A 17,929-nucleotide genomic window follows, 5' to 3' on the forward strand; every position below is an offset into this window, starting at 1 on the left:
CGGCTTTGACAAGAATCCTGCCTCACACCTAAAGTTCGGAATGTCACCCTGCCCGACATGGACCCCAATCACCCCCGGAGGCCCTGGAGACGATGGCGACCACACCGCCCTGGAGCGTGAAAGGCGTCGACCGAGACGCCCGCGACATCGCCAAACGCGCCGCCCAGGCGTCCGGGCAGACGCTCGGCATCTGGCTCGCCGAGGCGATCCGTGCCTTCGCCGAAGCCCAGGCCGTTCATGCCGCAGAGAGCAACAGCTGGGGAGACCCCGCCGCCCCGGCGCCGGCCGCCGCAGCGGCCGCACCGGTGGATGACGGCCGCATCGCCGAGATCGAAGAGCGGCTCGCCCGGCTGGAAGCGGCACTGAACGAACATCGCGAGCGCTCGGAACACGCCCTGGCCGATCTGGCCCGCGGTTTCGTGGCTCTGGCCGAAAAGCGCAGCGCACCGCCTGCCGGCTGATCGCCGCAGCCATGCGCATCCTCTGCTGGAACCTGAAGCGCCCCGACGGCCGCCGCCTCAGAGGCATCGCCGAACGACTGCGGGATCTGGGGGTGGAGCTGCTGATGGCGCAGGAAACCCGGCCTGGGGATGGTCCGGCGCTCAGCCGGCTGCTGGGCGGAGTATCGGCCTTCACCGCCGCCTTCCCGTTCCGCCAGAGTGCTGAAGGCCATCTCCTCTGGCGGCGGCACGGTCCGGTCGGGCCGGTTCAGCCGTTGAGTTTCGGTGGCTGGCCCTGGCCGCGCGTGGCGCAGCTTTTCCGACTTGTGCCCGATGGACCGGTCGCCGCCAATCTGCAGCTCTCCCATGGCCCCCTCGCCCGTCGGCGGGAGCTGGGTGTGGTGGCGGGCCACCGCCCTGCCTTGATCGCAGGCGACCTCAACTGGCCCGAAGCCCTGCGCCTGCCCGGCTGGCACGATGCCACCCCCATCGGTGGCAGCTTCCGCCTGGGTCCGCTCAGGCTTCGTCTCGACCGGGTGCTGGTCGCCGACACCCTGCCGCAGCCATCGGTCCGCATCCTGCCCCATGGCGGCCTCTCCGACCATGATGGCCTGCTGATCGATCTGCCTCTCTGAGCCGTGCGTCGTTCGGTAACCGGCCGCCTGTCCTGAAAAGACAAAAGGCGCAGACCCCGCCAGGATCCGCGCCTTTCTCAAGTCTTTGTCCGGATCTCGACCCCCACGCCGTTCTGAACGGCAAGAGGGGGAGTGGGGCGAGTGATGGGATTTGAACCCACGGCCTCCAGAGCCACAATCTGGCGCTCTAACCAACTGAGCTACCCCCGCCACCGGAGTGCCGCTTCTCTAATACGCCAGCCCGTGGCGGGTCAAGCGGTTTGTGAAGCGGCGCCCTGAGTTTTTAGGCTCAGGCGCTGCGGGCCTGCTGGAAGCCGCCGGCGGCAAAGAAGCGCTCCAGCCGGGCAACCGCTTCTTCGAGAACGCTTTCCCGCTTGCAGAAGCAGAAGCGGACGAAGTTGCGGATGTCGCCCGCCTGATAGAAGGCACTGAACGGCAGACAGGTCACCCCGGCCTCCACCGTCAGACGGCGGCTGAACTCGACGTCATCCATGTCGCCGACCAGCGGCCGGATGTCGGCGCCGATGAAATAGGTGCCTTCCGCCGCCAGCACATCAAAGCCCACCCGGCGCAGCCCGGCCGAGAGCAGATCGCGCTTGGCGGCGAGATCGGCTGCCAGACCGTCGAAATAGCTGCGGTCCATGGTCAGGCCATGGGCGACGGCCCGCTGGAGATTGGGCGCGGTGGTGAAGGTGAGGAACTGATGTGCCCGGCCGAGGGCGGCGGCGATCGGCGCGTCGGCGACCAGATAACCGACTTTCCAGCCGGTGAGCGAAAAGGTCTTGCCGGCAGAGCCGACCCGGACGGTACGCTCGCGCATGCCGGGCAGGGTCATCATCGGCCGGTGGGCCCGGCCGTCGAAAACCAGATGCTCGTGCACCTCGTCGCAGACGACGACCGCGTTGTGCGCCTTGACCAGATCGGCCAGGAAGGTGAGATCGTCGTCGCTGAACACCTTGCCGGTGGGGTTCATCGGCGAATTCATCAGCAGCATGCGGGTCTTGGGCCCGAAGGCGGCCGTCAGCGCCTCGCGCGGCAGCTGCCAGTGCGGCGGCTCCACCCGCACCAGCTTCGGCACCGCGCCCGCCAGCTGCACGATCGGCAGATAGCTGTCATAGAGCGGCTCGATCAGCACGACCTCGTCGCCGGGGTTGAGCAGGCCCAGCAGGGCCGCCGCCAGGGCCTCGGTCGCCCCCGAGGTCACGATCACCTCGCGCATCGGGTCGACCTCGATACCGTAGAAGCGGTGGTCATGCTCGGCCACCGCCCGGCGCAGCTCGGGGATCCCCGCCATCGGCGGATACTGGTTGCCGCCGCCCATGAGGGCGTCGGCGGCCACGCGCCGCACCTCCTCGGGCCCTTCCCAGTCGGGGAAGCCCTGGCCGAGATTGACGGCCCCGTGCTCCTGCGCAAGCGCGCTCATCACGGTGAAGATGGTGGTGCCATAGCCGGAGAGGATCTGATTGGCGAACTGCACGGCCCGTTCCTGCTGATGCGCCGACCCGGATTTTTCAATCACGGATTGGGTTGAATAGGGATGAGGCCCCGAGGATCGCAGAAGCCGAGCCATCCGACAAGGCGGCCGCACAGATGCTGGCCCGACTGCCTGTGTTTTGGGCAGCATCTGCCCGTGTTTTAGCCAAAGCCCATGGACCTCCGCGCTCCGCCTGCGCCTCCAGGCGGGCTGGTCCGTGATGTACCAGTGACTTGCGGGGTTTGGCACGGCACGTGCAAACGTTGGTCGGCGTGGGTGGTGCGCGCCACCTGCCGGTGTACGGCTCGGGCGCGTCCAGCGCATGACCGGCACCCCCCGCCCCAGGTCCCGCAGGTCCTGGCCGCCATGATCGGCGGCCGGATCCAGGGGCCCGGATCTTCCGGTTCATGCGCGCGACTGACGAGAGTAGCCGCCGAGATGAAGAAGATCGAAGCCATCATCAAGCCCTTCAAGCTCGACGAGGTGAAGGAGGCGCTGCACGAGATCGGCCTTCAGGGCATGACCGTGACCGAAGCCAAGGGTTTCGGGCGCCAGAAGGGTCACACCGAGCTGTATCGTGGTGCCGAATACGTCGTCGACTTCCTGCCCAAGGTGAAGATCGAGATCGTGGTCGGCGACGCCCAGGTCGAGCGCGCGATCGAAGCCATCCAGCAGGCCGCTCATACCGGCCGGATCGGCGACGGCAAGATCTTCGTGACGCCGGTGGAGGATGCCATCCGCATCCGCACCGGTGAGCGCGGCAACGACGCCCTCTGACCGGTTCTGCGGGGTGCCGGGCCTGTGCCGGACACGACCGGCGCGGCCATGGCCGCCCTGCGACGAGATCGCCATTGATCCGCACCGCCGCCGGTGGTGCACTCACGAGACTGAAAAAGCTCGGCCCCGCCCCCGCAGACGCCTGACGGCGGGCCGACCGGTCGGTATGACGGATCATCCGGGGACACGGTGGTCCGCATGCCGCAGTCCAGGCAGGCCCGTCAACAGGCAGGCCAATCAACAGGCAGGATAGAAAATGTCGGACGCGAAGACTGTCCTTCAGCAGATCAAAGACAACGAAATCAAGTTCGTCGATTTCCGCTTCACCGACCCACGCGGTAAGTGGCAGCACACCACCTACTTCGCCGAGGCGGTGGACGAGGGCACCTTCACTGACGGCGTGATGTTCGACGGTTCGTCGATCGCCGGCTGGAAGGCGATCAACGAGTCGGACATGATCCTGATGCCCGACTGCAGCAGCACCTTCGTCGATCCGTTCGCCGCCCAGCCGACCCTGGTCGTGGTCTGCGACGTGCTTGAGCCGTCGACCGGCCAGGGCTATGAGCGCGACCCGCGTTCGACCGCGCTGCGCGCCGAGGCCTACCTCAAGTACACCGGCGTCGGCGACACCGCCTTCTTCGGTCCCGAGCTGGAATTCTTCCTGTTCGACGACGTCCGCTTCAATGTCGGCATGTTCGGCGCCTCCTACTCGGTCGACGAGCTGGAGCTGCCCTCGAACAGCGGCCGCGCCTATGACGAGGGCAACACCGGCCATCGTCCGAAGGTGAAGGGCGGCTACTTCCCCGTCGCGCCGGTCGACAGCATGTCGGACATCCGCGGCGAGATGCTGGAGCAGCTGAAGGCGGTCGGCATGACCCCGGTCCTGCACCACCACGAAGTGGCGCCGGCGCAGAACGAGCTGGGCACCGGCTTCGGCACCCTGACCGCCACCGCCGACGGCGTGCAGAAGTACAAGTACGTCGTCCACAACGTCGCCCATGCCTTCGGCAAGTCGGCCACCTTCATGCCGAAGCCGGTCTCGGGCGACAACGGTTCGGGCATGCACACCCACCAGTCGATCTGGAAGGATGGCAAGCCCCTCTTCGCCGGCTCGGGCTATGCCGACCTGTCGGAGATGTGCCTGTACTACATCGGCGGCATCATCAAGCACGCGAAGGCGCTGAACGCCTTCACGAACCCGTCGACCAACAGCTACAAGCGCCTGATCCCGGGCTTCGAGGCGCCGGTGCTGCTCGCCTATTCGGCGCGCAACCGTTCGGCTTCGATCCGCATCCCCTATGTCGCGAGCCCGAAGGGCAAGCGCATCGAGGTCCGCTTCCCGGATCCGACCGCGAACCCCTACCTCTCGTTCTCGGCGATGCTGATGGCCGGCCTCGACGGTATCGAGAACAAGATCCATCCCGGCGACGCGATGGACAAGAACCTCTACGACCTCCCGCCGGAGGAGCTGAAGGACGTCCCGACCGTCTGCGGCTCGCTGCGTGAGGCCCTGGCGGCTCTGGACGCCGACCGCGAATTCCTCAAGAAGGGCGAGGTCTTCACCGACGCCCAGATCGATGCCTATATCGATCTGAAGATGGAGGAAGTCTACGATTGGGAGCACACCCCGCATCCGGTCGAGTTCCGGAACTACTACAGCGTGTGATCTCCAAGCGTTTGATCGCGCCGGGCTGGGTCGCGGATCGAGGAGCGGGGGCCTTCGTTTCGTGAACCACCGGTGACGGTCGACCGACGGGGCCGTCGTTTCCGCCTTCGGGTGGGGACGGCGGCCCCGGCGTTTTTAAGTGCCGCCATGGACGTCGGATGTATCCGCCACGCCTTCAGCGGGGCGTGCCGCCCGTCCTGGCAAGCCAGATGCCGCCGGCCAGAATGACCGCCCCGCCCGCCAGGGCTGCGGGCCCCGGCACTTCGGCAAACAGCAGCCAGCCCAGGGCGGCGCTGAACACGATCCAGACATAGCGCACGGGACCGAGCGTCGCGGCATCCGCCAGGCGATAGGCCTGGATGTTGCAGGTCTGGCCCAGGATCGCCGCCGGCCCCAGGCACAAAAAGGCGGTCAGCATCCAGCCCGACATCGGCTGCCAGACCAGCAGCGCCGGCAGGGCCAGCAGCAGGCTGCCGAACAGGTTCACATAGAACAGCACCACCAGCCGGGTTTCCGAGCGCGCCAGCGTCTTGATCATGATCGCCTCGATCGCGATCAGCGCGGCACCGCCCAGCGCCACCAGGGCCGGCGCCCACATGGCCGGCGTGAAGCGCACCCCCTCTCCGCCGGCAAAGACCACGATTGCGGCGCCGCCCAGACACAGCGCCGCCGCTGCCCAGCGTGCCGGCCGCACCCGCTCTCCCAGCAGCGTCACCCCCAGCACCACCGTGAACAGCCCTTCCAGCAGGCCGATCGCTGCGGCATTGGCAACCGGCATTGCGGTTGCGGCATGAATGGCCGCCATGCCGCCCAGCCCACCGCATCCGGCGCGAACGGCATGCAGGCCCGGCTGGCGCGGCGCCATCGACCGCCAGCGGCCACCGGCGGTGACCGCCACCACAACCGTCGCCAGCCCGCCCACATAGCGCAGCCACATGATCTGCAATGCCGGGATCAGCCCGCCGGCAATCTTGCCCGACATGAAGATCAGGGCGAAGAGCCCCACCGCCGTCACGGCCCAGAGAATGCCCTGCGCCTCGGCGCCGATCACGGGGGCCGCAGGTGCAGTCCGCCTGAGGGTCGCGCCGTCGTCACCATCGATCGACATGATGCCGCTCCATTCCGCATCCGCCGCAACAGGCGGCTCGCCACGGAGCATCGGCCAGGGATACCATATCGGTCCAATGCCGTTTTGGCGGCACTTCATACGTTTCTGATATGGATGACGGAAGAGCGGAGGGCCCCATGAAACTCGGCATGCGCCAGCTCGATGCCTTTCAGGCGGTGATGACGCTGGGCACCGTCACCGCAGCGGCGAATGTGCTCGCCACCTCGCAGCCGGCGGTCACCCGATCGATCCGGCAGTTGGAAGATGCGACCGGTCTTCAGCTCTTCCGCCGCGTCCGTGGCCGGCTGGACCCCACGGCGGATGCCCGCGAACTGATGGAGACGGTCCGGCAGAGCTATGCCGGCATCGACCGCATCGCCCAGGTCGCGAGCCAGCTGCGACGGCGCCATACCGGCCATCTGCGCGTCGGCTGCCTGCCCGCCTTCGCCCAGGGCTTCATCGCCCGGACCATCGCCGACTTCCTGGCCGACCATCCCAAAGCCAGCCTGTCGGTCACGCCGCTGATGTCGTCCGACGTGGTCCGCGCCACCCGCAGCCGCGAGGTCGATATCGGCATCGCCGCCTATGATATCGACGTCACCGGGCTCGACACCCGCCCGTTCACCGACTGCCCCGAGGTCGCCGTGGTTCCGGCCGGCCATCCCCTCGCCGGCCGTGAGGTCGTCGTCCCCGCAGATCTGGCCGGGCAGCCCCTGGTGATGCTGGGGGCGAGCGACCCTTACCGCCAGCGGCTCGATCGTCTTCTGGCCGGCGAGGGCGTGACACCGGCACGGCTGGTCGAAACGCCGACCAGTTCAGCGCTCTGCGCCATGGTCGTCGAAGGGGTCGGCGTCGGCGTGGTCAACCCGATCACCGCGCTGGATTTCATCGGGCAGGGTCTGATCATGCTGCGCCTTGCGGCGGACCTGCCCTTCGTCACCACCCGGCTGCAGGTCACGACGGGGGGGCCGAACGCCCTTGCACGCGCATTTGTGACAGTGATGGAGCGCCGTCGCGACACGGATCTGGCGGCCGTCGCCGGAGCTCTCGGTCCCCCCCCGTCGATCAGCTGACGATCCTCAGCCACTCAGACTGACAGGAAAGCGGGCAGGCAAGGCGTCCGGCACCTGCCTTGGCCGCGCCTGCCGCAGCGTGCGTATCGACATGTATGAATTCAGATAGATGGCGAGTGCCGACGACAGATCCTGCGCGATTTCGGGGCGCGATTTCGTCAGGGCGTTCACCGCTTCGATGACCCGGCTGCCACCAGGGTCTTTCATGCCTTTGAGGATCACATTCAGCGAGGCCGATGCGCCCGCATTGCGGAACTTACGCCGCGCAGACCGCCGCAGATGTTCCGGTGCCGGTTTCAACAGGCTCGCAAGATGCTCGAACCGACGGATGACATTGTCCGGATGCATGAGTGCGTCGACCAGCCACAATGCGCCTTCGGCCAGTTGCTCGCGCGTCATGTTGAGCGGCCTCATATTGGTCCAGGGGCTGCCGCCGGAAACCGCTTCGTGGCCGACATCATCCAGAAGTCTGCCCTGTGCCTTGAGCCGTGCATAGAGCGGCGTCGCAATCGGCGCGATCAGGACGGCCACCCGCAGATTGACGGCCGGAAGCGCCATGCCGAAATCGAACTGCCGCTCAAAGCATCCCAGATCGTCACTGTCGAAGCCGACCATCAATCCTGCATCGAGGCTGATGCCGGCAGAGACGATCCGCTGGCACTGCTCCACCAGGTTCTGGTGGAGATTCTGGCGTTTTCGTGCCTCCTTCAAGGCCCCTTCGTCATTCGTCTCGAGGCCGACGAAAATCTGCCGGACACCAGCCGCAGCGCATTTGGCGAGAACATCCTCATCACGGGCGAGATCGATCGAGGCCTGGGTGTGGAACTGCACCGGATCACGACCGTCACGACCATTCCAGGCGATCAGGGCGTCAAGCAGCGCATGTGTCCTCTGGCGGTAGACCGTGAAGTTGTCGTCAGAGATATTGACGTTCCGATAGCCGTGATCGTAAAGCAGCTGAACTTCGGTGAGAACCGCATCCACCGGCTTATGACGTTGCACGCGCCCGACATATTGGATGACGTCACAGAATTCACAATCGAACGGGCAGCCTCTGCTCGTCTGGACGACGCCGCAGATGGCGCGATCATTGGGATACAGGTCCCAGCGCGGCGGGCGCGATGTCGCGAGATCCGCCCGGCCGCCCTGGTAGCGCGCGGCAAGCCGCCCGGCATAGAGATCATCCACAAACTGTCCGGCGACCGGCTCGAACTCACCCACGACCAGGCAGTCGGCCTCTCCCTCGAAAAGCTCGGGTGCCAGTGAGACATGGGCACCGCCCATGACGACCGTCCGTCCCATGGCCCGAAAACGACGGGCGATTTCCAGCCCGCGTGTCACCTGTGCCACATTTATGCTGAGGCAGATGACATCCGCCGGATCATCAAAATCCACGGGTTCGATCAGTTCATCACATAGTCTGAGTTTAAAGCGTCCATCAAAAAAGGCTGCGACCGTGGTAATCCCCGCCGCCGCCACAAACGCATAGGTTCTGTCCAGGTGCAGCACCTGATCTGATGCGAGGGCATCGCGACTGAACATCAAGCCCGGAGCAATTATATAGACATTCATCCGCGTCGCCATGAGATCAGGATCAAGATCCTCTGCATCATCAGCCGAGAAGCACGCGTGGGCAAGAGTTGGCGGATCTGTGCTCAATCCGGCAGCGGCCGCGGCCGCCCCTCGGCATCGACCGCCACGAAGGTGAAGACCGCTTCGGTCACCAGCTCCTCGATCGGATCCTCAAGGCCGGTGCGGCGGCGGGTCACCCAGGTTTCCAGATGCAGACGGATCGAGCTTCGCCCCGTGCCGACGATGCGGCAATAGACGCTGACCAGGTCGCCGACCCGCACCGGCTTCAGAAAGCTCATTGCGTCCACGGCGGCGGTGACGACCCGGCCGCGGGCGCGCTGGCCGGCTGCGATGCCTCCGGCGATGTCCATCTGCGACATCACCCAGCCGCCGAAGATGTCGCCTGCCGGGTTCGCATCGGCAGGCATGGCGACGGTGCGCAGCTCCGCCGCGCCTTCCGGGCGGCGCGGCATGGTACCGGGCTCGTGGCTGCGGGTCATGGCGCAGGGCTCCCCTCATCGATGGGTGCAGGGCCGGACAGGCTGCAGCGCAACAGGGCCGATCCTCCGGGCTTCCGCCGGCCCGCGACGTGACATCGCCCGACCCGCGACGTAACATCGACTGTAGCCCTTGCCGGTGATCCGCGCGATTCCTATAATCCGCGCCATGTCAGATCTCTTCGAAAGCGACGCAGCCGGAACCGGCGGCACTGGGTATTCGGCGGCGGACATCGAGGTTCTCGAGGGTCTGGAGCCGGTGCGCCGCCGTCCCGGCATGTATATCGGCGGCACCGACGATCGTGCACTGCACCATCTCGCGGCCGAAATCCTCGACAATTCGATGGACGAGGCCGTCGCCGGCCACGCCACCCGGATCGAGGTCGGACTCACCGCCGACAACACGCTGATGATCCGCGACAACGGTCGTGGCATCCCGGTGGACCCGCATCCGAAATACAAGGACAAGTCCGCGCTCGAGGTGGTGATGACCACCCTGCATGCCGGCGGCAAGTTCAACGGCAAGGTCTATGCGACTTCGGGCGGTCTGCACGGCGTCGGCATTTCGGTGGTCAACGCGCTGTCCGACCGGATGGTGATCGAGGTCGCGCGCGACCGGAAGCTCTGGGCGCAGGACTATTCCCGCGGGCGTCCGCAGGGGCCGCTGGTGCTGAAAGGGGCCGCGCCCAATCGTCGCGGTACAACGGTCTGGTTCCATCCGGATGCCGAGATCTTCGGCGATCTGCGCTTCAAGCCCGCCACGCTTTACCGGCTGGTGCGCTCCAAAGCCTATCTGCATCGCGGTGTCGAAATCCGCTGGGCCTGCGATCCGGCGCTCCTTGCCGCCGATGGCGAGGTGCCGGCCGAAGAGACCCTGCATTTCCCGGGCGGTCTTGCCGATTTCATGGCGACGCTCGTCGACGGCCCGACCGTCACGCCCGAGGCTTTCACCGGCCTGGTGGAGAGCGAGGGGCAGTCGAAGATCGACTGGGCCATCACCTGGCCACTCGAAGGCCAGGGCTTCACCTCCTGGTACTGCAACACCGTGCCGACCCCGCTCGGCGGCACGCATGAACTCGGCTTGCGCTCGGCGCTGACCAAAGCGCTGCGCAGCTTTGCCGAGCTGTCCCAGAAGCAGGCCCGGGCCGCCAAGCGCGCCCAGCAGATCACCGCCGACGACATCCTGGGCGGTGCGGTGGTGCTGCTCTCGGTCTTCATTCCCGATCCGCAGTTCCAGGGCCAGACCAAGGACCGCCTGACCTCGCCCCAGGCATCGCGTCTGGTGGAGAATGCGATCCGCGACCGGTTCGAACACTGGCTGACCGCCAATCCCGCCGCCGCCAGCGACCTGCTCGCCTTCGTACTCGACCGCGCCGAGGAACGCCTGCGCCGGAAGGAAGAAAAGACCGTCGGCCGCAAGACCGCCACCAGGCGGCTGCGTCTGCCCGGCAAGCTTGCCGACTGCACCCGCGACGAGGCCGACGGCACCGAGCTTTTCCTGGTTGAGGGCGACTCGGCCGGCGGCTCGGCCAAACAGGCGCGCAACCGCGATACCCAGGCGGTTCTGGCCCTGCGCGGCAAGATCCTGAACGTCGCCTCGGCCTCGCTCGACAAGCTCAAGGGCAACCAGGAAATCAACGACATCATCCTGGCGCTGGGCAGCGGCACCGGCCGGGACTTCAAGCTGGCGGATCTGCGCTACGAGCGTATCGTCATCATGACCGATGCCGATGTCGACGGCGCGCATATCGCCTCGCTGCTGATGACCTTCTTCTTCCGCCAGATGCCCGGGTTGATCGATTCCGGCCGGCTCTATCTGGCGGTGCCGCCGCTCTACCGCGTCGCACGTGGCGGCGATACCGCCTATGCCCGCGACGATGCCGACCTGAAGCATCTGCTCGCAACCCGCTTCAAGGGGGCGAAGACCGAGATCAGCCGCTTCAAGGGCCTCGGCGAAATGCCGGCACGGCAGCTGAAAGAGACCACCATGGCGCCCGAGACCCGCACCCTGCTTCGGGTCGGCATCGACCAGGGCAGCCGGATGCTGGTCGCGGAACGCGTCGAGACCCTGATGGGCAAGCGGCCCGAGAAGCGTTTCCAGTTCATTCAGGAAAACGCCCGCTTCGTCACGGAAGCCCTCGACGTCTGATCATCAAGGGGCGATGCTGGCGTTTCACACGACGTCTGCGTCAAACCAAGAGCATCCTGCATGGCCCCCCGACGCCTGCCTCATCCCACCCCGATGCGCCACTCTCGCCCGATGCGCGGGCTGATCGCCGCCGTGTTATTTCTCGCAGTCGCGGGCTGTGATGCCGAGAACGTGGTGGTAGTTGAAAGCGTCCGCCATGCAGGCTGGGTGTCCGACACCGACATCCGGATGATGCTCGCCTATCAGCCGCTGATGGTGGTGGTACGCGGCGACCTGCCCGGCCTTTCTCGCATTGCGACCGAAGCCGCGGTCATCGACGGGATCGCGAAAGCTGTGTCCCGCAGCCGCAACTCGCTCGAAATCCTGGCGGATGCCGGTACCAGGCCGCACATCCTCGTGCGGTTCGATCCGCCCGTCGTCAACACCGACGAGGTCTGTACCGCCGATCTCAGGGGCGGCGATCGTGATCCGGGCGGAGAAAATGATGGCGATGCCGATGACGCGGTGACACCCGTCATCAGCTGGCGGATCAGCCTGTGCAATTCTCGATCCATGGTGGCAACGGTGACGGCGCGCGGCCCATTCGACCTTCAGGCAACCTCCCCGCTTGAAGACATCGCCGCCCAGAGCCTGGTTCTCCTGCGCGACCCGCGCGAGAACATCCAACGCAGAGGCAGCTGACCGGGCCGCGGCCGGCTTCCCTGCCGGTTATGGGAGCCTGGATCAAGATGGATCGGATCGGGACCGCACGCCCCGCAAGTGCACGCCGCCTTCCCCTGGTCGCGGGAACGATCGCCCTCATCGCGGCGCTCGCCGGCTGTGCCGGCGCCGGTACGACGGTCGAAAACGCCCGCCGCGTCGGCTGGGCAACCAGCCAGGACGTCACCATGTTCCTGTCGGGCAGCCCGCCGGTGGTGGTCGCCGCCGGAACCCCCGATCAGGCCCGGCCGCTGGCCGATGCCGTCGGGCGCGCGGTCGGTCATCCCCTGCCTGTCGCGACCACACGGCCGGACGGGCCGCATATCCTGCTGCGGGCCGATACGCAGCCGATCGTCCTCAATGCCTGCGACCCTGTGGCCGTGGGCCGGCCGGACGGTACCGAGCGTCTGCAGCTTGCCCTCTGCGCCGATACGGGCGACCCTCTCGGTGCTGCCACGGTCCGTGCCACGGATCCGGCCGCCCTTGATCAGGCGCTGGGTCAGGCCGTCATCCTTCTGAAGCAGCCCGGCGATTCCGGCACGCGCCGCGGCGGCAACTGACGTCGTTCAAGGGTATCCCTCCCATGTCCGCCTCCCGCCTGCGCGCACTGTCTCTTGTCGCCCTGCTGGCTGCCCCGGCGCTCAGCGCCTGTGCCGGCATGGCTCTGACGCGGATCGAGCCGCCCTTCGTCGGCAGCTTTTACGACCGCGACGCCGTGGACCGTGCCTTCCGGGCGCAACCAATGCCGGTGGTGGTGCCGCGTCCGCTGGCGGGGATGGATGCGGACACGAGCGGTGCTGTGGTCGTCGATGCGCTGACCCGCGGGTATCCGCGCCCCTCCGCCGGGTTCACCCTGGCCGATCCCGCCCCGGGCAGCGTGCCCGCCGGCTATTATCTGGTCATCCAGACCGGCGGCAACGTCACGCCGCGCACCGAGGCCTGCACGGCGAAGGCACTGCAGACGGCCAATCCGGCGATGCCCACTGCCCCGGCTATGGCCCCGACCGGGCCACAGCAGCTGGGCCTCGCCATCTGTTACGGCGACACGACGGTCAGTGCCACCCAGGGCAGCCTCTCGATCCCCACGGCCGATGGGGCCGGATATGCGCCGCTGGTCCGCGCCCTGCTGCTGGAAGTCACCCCGCCGCGGAATCCGAACATGGACAATGACTGCCTCGGCTTCTGCAACGATGCCCGGGCACCGATCGGTCCCTGGTGGATGGCCGGCTGAGGGGTCTGAAAGACGCAAAAAAAGGGGGAGAGGCGATCTCCCCCTGTCGCGTTCAATACGTGCGCCGGACGGTTACAGCAACCGGTTACGGCTTGCCGCTTCCTGAAAGTTCCGGGCGGCAACCGACAGGTGCTCACGGCTGGTTTTCATGCGTTGGGCCAATGAGCGCAGGGCGTCGGTGATGACGTCACATTCACGCGACAGCCTGGAAACATGATCCACCATGGCAGACATCCTCGCTGGGGTATCGACGCACCACCTACGAGACGCTCAATGTTCCAGATCACTGTCGACTGCTGATTTTCCGCATCGTGCCAAGTCACCATCAAATTTTCAACCATGTTGTCCGATCATGATCGGATGATCTTCAGCACTCTCGGACAAACTTCTGATTTAGAGAGACGCGAATTTACCGTGCAAATCACGTTCGGGCTTTACGCTTCGATAACCTCTGACGGGATAGATTGGCGCATCAGCTACAACAAATACCACGCGCCCGCAGCCGGGAGAATATAATGAACATGACGGCCGCCCTGTCTCAGACGGATGAAACGTCGGAACGGCTCGCGTTTCTGCGTCTGGACGACGCAGCGCGTGCCGATCTCCGGGCACTGAAGCCCTTCCTTGAGAAGCACCTCCCGGACGTGCTCGCCGCCTTCTACGAGCATCTCCGCCACTACCCGGAGCTGGGCCGGATGTTTGGCGGCTCGACCGGTCAGGATCGCGCCCGTGGCGCCCAGCTCAAGCACTGGCTGGTCATCGCCGACGGCCGGTTCGACCAGACCTATGTCGACTCGGTCCGCCGCATCGGCAACGTCCACGCCCGTCTCGGCCTGGAGCCCGGCTGGTATATCGGCGGTTATGCCTTCATCCTCTCCGGCATCATGGAGCGGCTGACCCGCGACATGGAAAACGGGCTCTTCGGGCGTCGCTCGGAGAAGCTCGCCCGCTACGGCACTGCCTTGATCCGCGCGGCCATGCTCGACATGGATTTCGCCATCTCGATCTATCTGGAGCGGGGCCGCGCCGAGAAGGCGGAAGCCCTGCGCCATCTGGTCGATGCCTTCCGCTCCACCGTGGGCACGATCGTCGAAAGCGTCGGCGACGCCGCCGGTGCGATGCGCGACAGCGCCAGCCGGATGGCAAGCAATGCCGAGGCCACCAGCACCAGCGCGGAAACGGTCGACATGGCGGCCGCCGATGCCAGCCGTGCGGTCGGCTCCGCCGCCGCCGCCACCGAGGAAATGAGCCGGGCCGCCAGCGAGATTGCCCATCAGCTGGAGCGGATGAAGCAGCTCTCGTCGGATGCCGTCGGCCATGTCGATGCCGGGCGGACCGCGATCAACGAACTGGTCGGCGCGGCCGAAAGCATCGGCAAGATCGTCACCCTGATCCGCACGATCGCCGAGCAGACCAATCTCCTGGCCCTCAACGCGACCATCGAGGCCGCCCGTGCCGGAGAGGCCGGCCGCGGCTTCGCCGTGGTGGCGAACGAGGTCAAGACCCTGGCCGGCCAGACGCAGAAGGCGACGGAAGAGATCGGCGGCCAGATCGATCAGGTCCGGTCGATCATCTCCCGCGTCGCCAGCACATCGGATGCCGTCGCCTCGGCGATCGCAGCACTCGACGGCACCACCACCACCATCGCCGCCGCCACCGAGGAACAGACCGCCGCCACCCGCGAAGTCGCAAGCTCGACCGCCGATGCCGCGACCGCCACCCACAAGGTGTCGGACATCATCACCGGTGTCGGCAATGCCGCGCGCGAGACGGGCGTCGCGGCCCGCCGGGTGGTGGATGCGGCCTCGGAACTCGACCAGGAATCCCACCACCTGCGTACCGAAGTCGACCGCTTCATCTCCAGCGTCGGCTGACGACGAAACACAGGCTGTCACGAGAGTTTCATCCCCTCTCCCCCCGCCGCCGTCCTATCGTCCGCGTCCCCTCCCCGATCCTGCACGCGGAACGGTATCATGACGGCGGCGCCCCTTTTCTCCCCCACCTCTCCGCTCGCCCTGTGCGGCCGGCGCATGCTGCTGGCCGATGGCGAAATCGCGCCGGGCAGGCTGACCCTCGCCGAGGGGCGCATCGTCGACACCTCGCGGCAGATCGGCGGTGATGCGATCGATCTCGGCGATCTGCTGGTGGCGCCCGGTCTGATCGACCTGCACGGGGACGCCTTCGAGCGTCAGATCATGCCCCGCCCCGGCGTGCATTTTCCGGTCGATCTGGGCCTTGTCGATACCGACCGCCAGATGGCGGCGCTGGGCATCACCACGGCTGCGCACGGGATCACGGCGTCGTGGGAACCGGGGTTGCGCAGCCTGGACGCGGCGGAAGCCCTGATCCTGGCGATCCACGCCCTGAAGCCCCGGTTGATGGTCGATACCCGCGTTCATCTGCGCCACGAAGTCGCCAATGCCGCAGGTGCCGCACGGGTCGAGGCCTGGCTTGCCGACGGTCTGGTCGACCTTCTGGCACTGAATGATCATCTGCCCGATTTCATCGCCATGCGCGCCCGGCCTGCAAAGCTAGCGGTCGTCGCCGGTCGATCCGGCCTGTCGACCGACGAGCTTCTGGCCAGGATCGATGCGCTGGCCGCCGATCGGACGGAACAATGGGCCGCGGCACGCCGGCTTGCAGCCCTCGCCCGTGATGCCGGCATCCCCCTGCTGTCCCATGACGACGAGACGCCCGAGGCACGCAGCGCTGCCCGCTCGCTCGGTGCCCGCATCGCCGAATTCCCGGTCGACATGGCGACGGCCAGGGCGGCCGTCTCGGCCGGTGACGAGGTGATGGTCGGTGCCCCCAACCTGCTGCGCGGCACCAGCCATGCCGGACGGCTGGACGCGCGCGACGCCGTCGCCGCCGGTGCCGCCACCCTGGTCGCCAGCGATTACAGCCATGCGGCGCTGCTCTCGGCCCCCTTCGTGACCGCCACCACGACCGGGCTCGGTCTTGCGCGGGCCTGGTCGCTGGTCTCGGCGGGGCCGGCGCGTGCCGCAGGGCTCAGCGACCGCGGTCGCCTCGCGCCGGGTCTGCGCGCCGATCTGGTCGTGATCGACGATACCGATCCGCTGGTGCCGCGGGTGGCGCTCACCATCGTCAATGGCCGGGTGATGTATGCCGATGCGACAGGCGTGCGCCTGCTCACTCGTCAGATCTGATCAGGCCGTCAGGCGGTCGAGCCAGCCGGCCATCGCCGCCACCGCTTCGGCCGGACGTTCCATCGGCGGCAGATGCCCGCAATCTTCGATGACACGAAGCTCGGCCCCGGGGATGGCGGCCGCCATCTCCTCGGCCAGCGGCAGCGGGGTCAGCGCGTCCTCGCACCCGCAGACCACCAGCGTCGGACAGGCGATCCGGGCGAGATCCGCCCGCCCGTCCGGTCGGGCCATGATCGCCTCCTGCTGGCGCAGAAAGGCCGGATGGCCGACCCTCTCTGCCATGGCCATGATCCGCCCGGTCAGCGCGTCGTCGGTCAGCCGGTCTTCGTGGATCAGCACCGGCAGCAGGCGCGGCGTCACACCCTTGAAACGGCCGCGGCTCGCCACATCGATCAGCGTCCGACGCCGCGCCTTCTGCTCTTCGGTATCGGCCCGGGCGGAGGTATCGAGCAGAGCCAGGCCGATCACCCGGTCGGGCGCCTGGCGCATGATCTCCTGCGCCACATAGCCGCCCATCGACAGCCCGGCAAGGGCGAAACGCGGAGCCGTCACCTCGTTCAGCACCCGGGACGCCATGGCACCCACACTGTCATCCCTGGTGAGGTCGGCCACCGTCATGTCGGCGCGCGCCGAAAGCCCATCCAGAACCGATGCCCAGAGGTCATGGTCACAGAGCAGGCCCGGCAGCAGGACCAGGGGCAGGCGGTCGGACATCCGTAACAACCTTTCGGAATGTGCAATCCGGTCAGCGGATCAGCGGCAGCACCGCCTTGAAGCGGTCATCGCCGGCGCGGCCCAGCCATTCGAACAGCACCATCTCGGTCGAGACGATCTCGACGCCATGGCGGGCCATGCGGTCGAGGGCGAGCGCCTTGTTGGCGGGCGCGCGGCTCGCGACCGCATCGGCGACCACCGCAAGCTGGAAGCCGGCGCGGGCGGCGTCAAGCACGGTCTGCAGCACGCAGACATGGGCTTCGGTGCCGCAGACCACCAGGCGCCGACGGCCCGAAGCGATCACCCGGTCGCGGAAGGCATTCTCGTTCCAGGACGAGAAGGTGATCTTGGATACGATCTCGGACGGGTCGAGCCGGTCGCGGATCACATCGACCGTCAGGCCCAATCCTTGGGGATACTGTTCGGTCGCCAGCACCGGAATGCCCAGCGCCCGCGCGCCGTCGATCAGGCGGCCGGCATCGGCAACCGCGGCCTCGCCGCCGGCAATCGCCGGCATCAGCCGGGCCTGAAGGTCGATCACCACCAAGAGGTCGGCATCTGCATCCATCAGCGCACCGGCCGGACGGGTGCGGTTTTCGGGGCGGCGGGGGGAGAAATCAGTCAAGTCCTTGCCTCCTGGGGGTTAAGGCCGGTCGCCGTGATTGACTTGCACGCCGCGGCGGTTATATATGGCCCACACATCCGGATATCGACAAGCAGATCGGGC

18 protein-coding genes and 1 tRNA gene are annotated in these 17,929 nt (G+C 67.0%); 11 read left to right on the forward strand and 8 right to left on the reverse strand.

Going from position 1 to position 17,929, the window contains the following annotated elements; genetic code table 11:
- Positions 1 to 92: 92 nt before the first annotated feature.
- Positions 93 to 461, forward strand: coding sequence for a hypothetical protein (locus CMO28_RS24195; protein WP_296718209.1), 369 nt, complete (start codon positions 93 to 95; stop codon positions 459 to 461).
- Positions 462 to 472: 11 nt separating this feature from the next.
- Positions 473 to 1,075 (forward strand): endonuclease/exonuclease/phosphatase family protein, encoded by a 603-nt coding sequence (locus CMO28_RS24200; protein WP_296718212.1) that lies wholly within the window; start codon positions 473 to 475, stop codon positions 1,073 to 1,075.
- 133 nt (positions 1,076 to 1,208) lie between these two features.
- Here the strand turns inward: CMO28_RS24200 and CMO28_RS24205 are convergent.
- Together CMO28_RS24205 and CMO28_RS24210 are read right to left on the reverse strand one after the other, a co-directional pair.
- Positions 1,209 to 1,285 (reverse strand) — tRNA-His (locus tag CMO28_RS24205).
- 79 nt (positions 1,286 to 1,364) lie between these two features.
- A complete protein-coding gene (locus CMO28_RS24210) occupies positions 1,365 to 2,552 on the reverse strand; it encodes an aminotransferase (RefSeq protein ID WP_296718215.1) in 1,188 nt (395 codons plus the stop codon).
- Between the two features lie 435 nt (positions 2,553 to 2,987).
- On the opposite strand from CMO28_RS24210, the gene CMO28_RS24215 reads away from it, so the two are divergent.
- Positions 2,988 to 3,326: a P-II family nitrogen regulator gene (locus CMO28_RS24215; protein WP_014745508.1), complete on the forward strand. Its 339-nt coding sequence runs from the start codon at positions 2,988 to 2,990 to the stop codon at positions 3,324 to 3,326.
- Between the two features lie 256 nt (positions 3,327 to 3,582).
- Positions 3,583 to 4,992, forward strand: coding sequence for a type I glutamate--ammonia ligase (gene glnA, locus CMO28_RS24220; RefSeq protein WP_062761107.1), 1,410 nt, complete (start codon positions 3,583 to 3,585; stop codon positions 4,990 to 4,992).
- Between the two features lie 175 nt (positions 4,993 to 5,167).
- On the opposite strand, the gene CMO28_RS24225 is transcribed toward glnA, so the two are convergent.
- The gene (locus CMO28_RS24225) at positions 5,168 to 6,100 is read right to left on the reverse strand and encodes a DMT family transporter (RefSeq protein WP_296718223.1); all 933 of its coding nucleotides are present in this window, start codon (positions 6,098 to 6,100) and stop codon (positions 5,168 to 5,170) included.
- Between the two features lie 137 nt (positions 6,101 to 6,237).
- Between CMO28_RS24225 and CMO28_RS24230 the strand changes: the two genes are divergently transcribed.
- Positions 6,238 to 7,173, forward strand: coding sequence for a LysR substrate-binding domain-containing protein (locus tag CMO28_RS24230; RefSeq protein ID WP_296718225.1), 936 nt, complete (start codon positions 6,238 to 6,240; stop codon positions 7,171 to 7,173).
- Positions 7,174 to 7,179: 6 nt separating this feature from the next.
- Here the strand turns inward: CMO28_RS24230 and CMO28_RS24235 are convergent, their stop codons facing one another.
- Positions 7,180 to 8,757: a radical SAM protein gene (locus tag CMO28_RS24235; protein WP_296718228.1), complete on the reverse strand. Its 1,578-nt coding sequence runs from the start codon at positions 8,755 to 8,757 to the stop codon at positions 7,180 to 7,182.
- 71 nt (positions 8,758 to 8,828) lie between these two features.
- Positions 8,829 to 9,245 (reverse strand): acyl-CoA thioesterase, encoded by a 417-nt coding sequence (locus CMO28_RS24240; RefSeq protein ID WP_062761102.1) that lies wholly within the window; start codon positions 9,243 to 9,245, stop codon positions 8,829 to 8,831.
- Positions 9,246 to 9,411: 166 nt separating this feature from the next.
- On the opposite strand from CMO28_RS24240, the gene parE reads away from it, so the two are divergent.
- Genes parE through CMO28_RS24260 form a run of 4 tightly spaced genes read left to right on the forward strand, consistent with a single transcriptional unit; the run spans position 9,412 to position 13,321 of the window.
- The gene (parE, locus tag CMO28_RS24245) at positions 9,412 to 11,391 is read left to right on the forward strand and encodes a DNA topoisomerase IV subunit B (RefSeq protein ID WP_296718232.1); all 1,980 of its coding nucleotides are present in this window, start codon (positions 9,412 to 9,414) and stop codon (positions 11,389 to 11,391) included.
- 60 nt (positions 11,392 to 11,451) lie between these two features.
- Entirely contained in the window at positions 11,452 to 12,072 is a 621-nt protein-coding gene (locus CMO28_RS24250; RefSeq protein WP_296718235.1) for a hypothetical protein, read from the forward strand.
- A 47-nt stretch (positions 12,073 to 12,119) separates the two neighbouring features.
- Positions 12,120 to 12,650, forward strand: coding sequence for a hypothetical protein (locus CMO28_RS24255; RefSeq protein WP_296718239.1), 531 nt, complete (start codon positions 12,120 to 12,122; stop codon positions 12,648 to 12,650).
- A 23-nt stretch (positions 12,651 to 12,673) separates the two neighbouring features.
- On the forward strand, positions 12,674 to 13,321 hold the full coding sequence (locus tag CMO28_RS24260; RefSeq protein ID WP_296718241.1) for a hypothetical protein: 648 nt from the start codon (positions 12,674 to 12,676) through the stop codon (positions 13,319 to 13,321).
- Between the two features lie 72 nt (positions 13,322 to 13,393).
- Here the strand turns inward: CMO28_RS24260 and CMO28_RS24265 are convergent, their stop codons facing one another.
- Entirely contained in the window at positions 13,394 to 13,546 is a 153-nt protein-coding gene (locus CMO28_RS24265; protein ID WP_296718244.1) for a hypothetical protein, read from the reverse strand.
- A 290-nt stretch (positions 13,547 to 13,836) separates the two neighbouring features.
- Between CMO28_RS24265 and CMO28_RS24270 the strand changes: the two genes are divergently transcribed.
- Both CMO28_RS24270 and CMO28_RS24275 read left to right on the forward strand, forming a co-directional pair.
- Positions 13,837 to 15,195 (forward strand): globin-coupled sensor protein, encoded by a 1,359-nt coding sequence (locus CMO28_RS24270; protein WP_296718248.1) that lies wholly within the window; start codon positions 13,837 to 13,839, stop codon positions 15,193 to 15,195.
- A 99-nt stretch (positions 15,196 to 15,294) separates the two neighbouring features.
- Positions 15,295 to 16,488, forward strand: a complete 1,194-nt coding sequence (locus tag CMO28_RS24275; RefSeq protein ID WP_296718249.1) for an alpha-D-ribose 1-methylphosphonate 5-triphosphate diphosphatase — start codon at positions 15,295 to 15,297, stop codon at positions 16,486 to 16,488.
- On the opposite strand, the gene CMO28_RS24280 is transcribed toward CMO28_RS24275, so the two are convergent.
- Both CMO28_RS24280 and CMO28_RS24285 read right to left on the reverse strand, forming a co-directional pair.
- A complete protein-coding gene (locus CMO28_RS24280; protein WP_296718252.1) occupies positions 16,489 to 17,202 on the reverse strand; it encodes an alpha/beta fold hydrolase in 714 nt (237 codons plus the stop codon).
- Between the two features lie 31 nt (positions 17,203 to 17,233).
- The gene (locus tag CMO28_RS24285) at positions 17,234 to 17,827 is read right to left on the reverse strand and encodes a hydrolase (RefSeq protein ID WP_296718254.1); all 594 of its coding nucleotides are present in this window, start codon (positions 17,825 to 17,827) and stop codon (positions 17,234 to 17,236) included.
- Positions 17,828 to 17,929: the final 102 nt, after the last annotated feature.

This window comes from Tistrella sp., from assembly GCF_002684955.1.
GTDB lineage: Bacteria > Pseudomonadota > Alphaproteobacteria > Tistrellales > Tistrellaceae > Tistrella > Tistrella mobilis.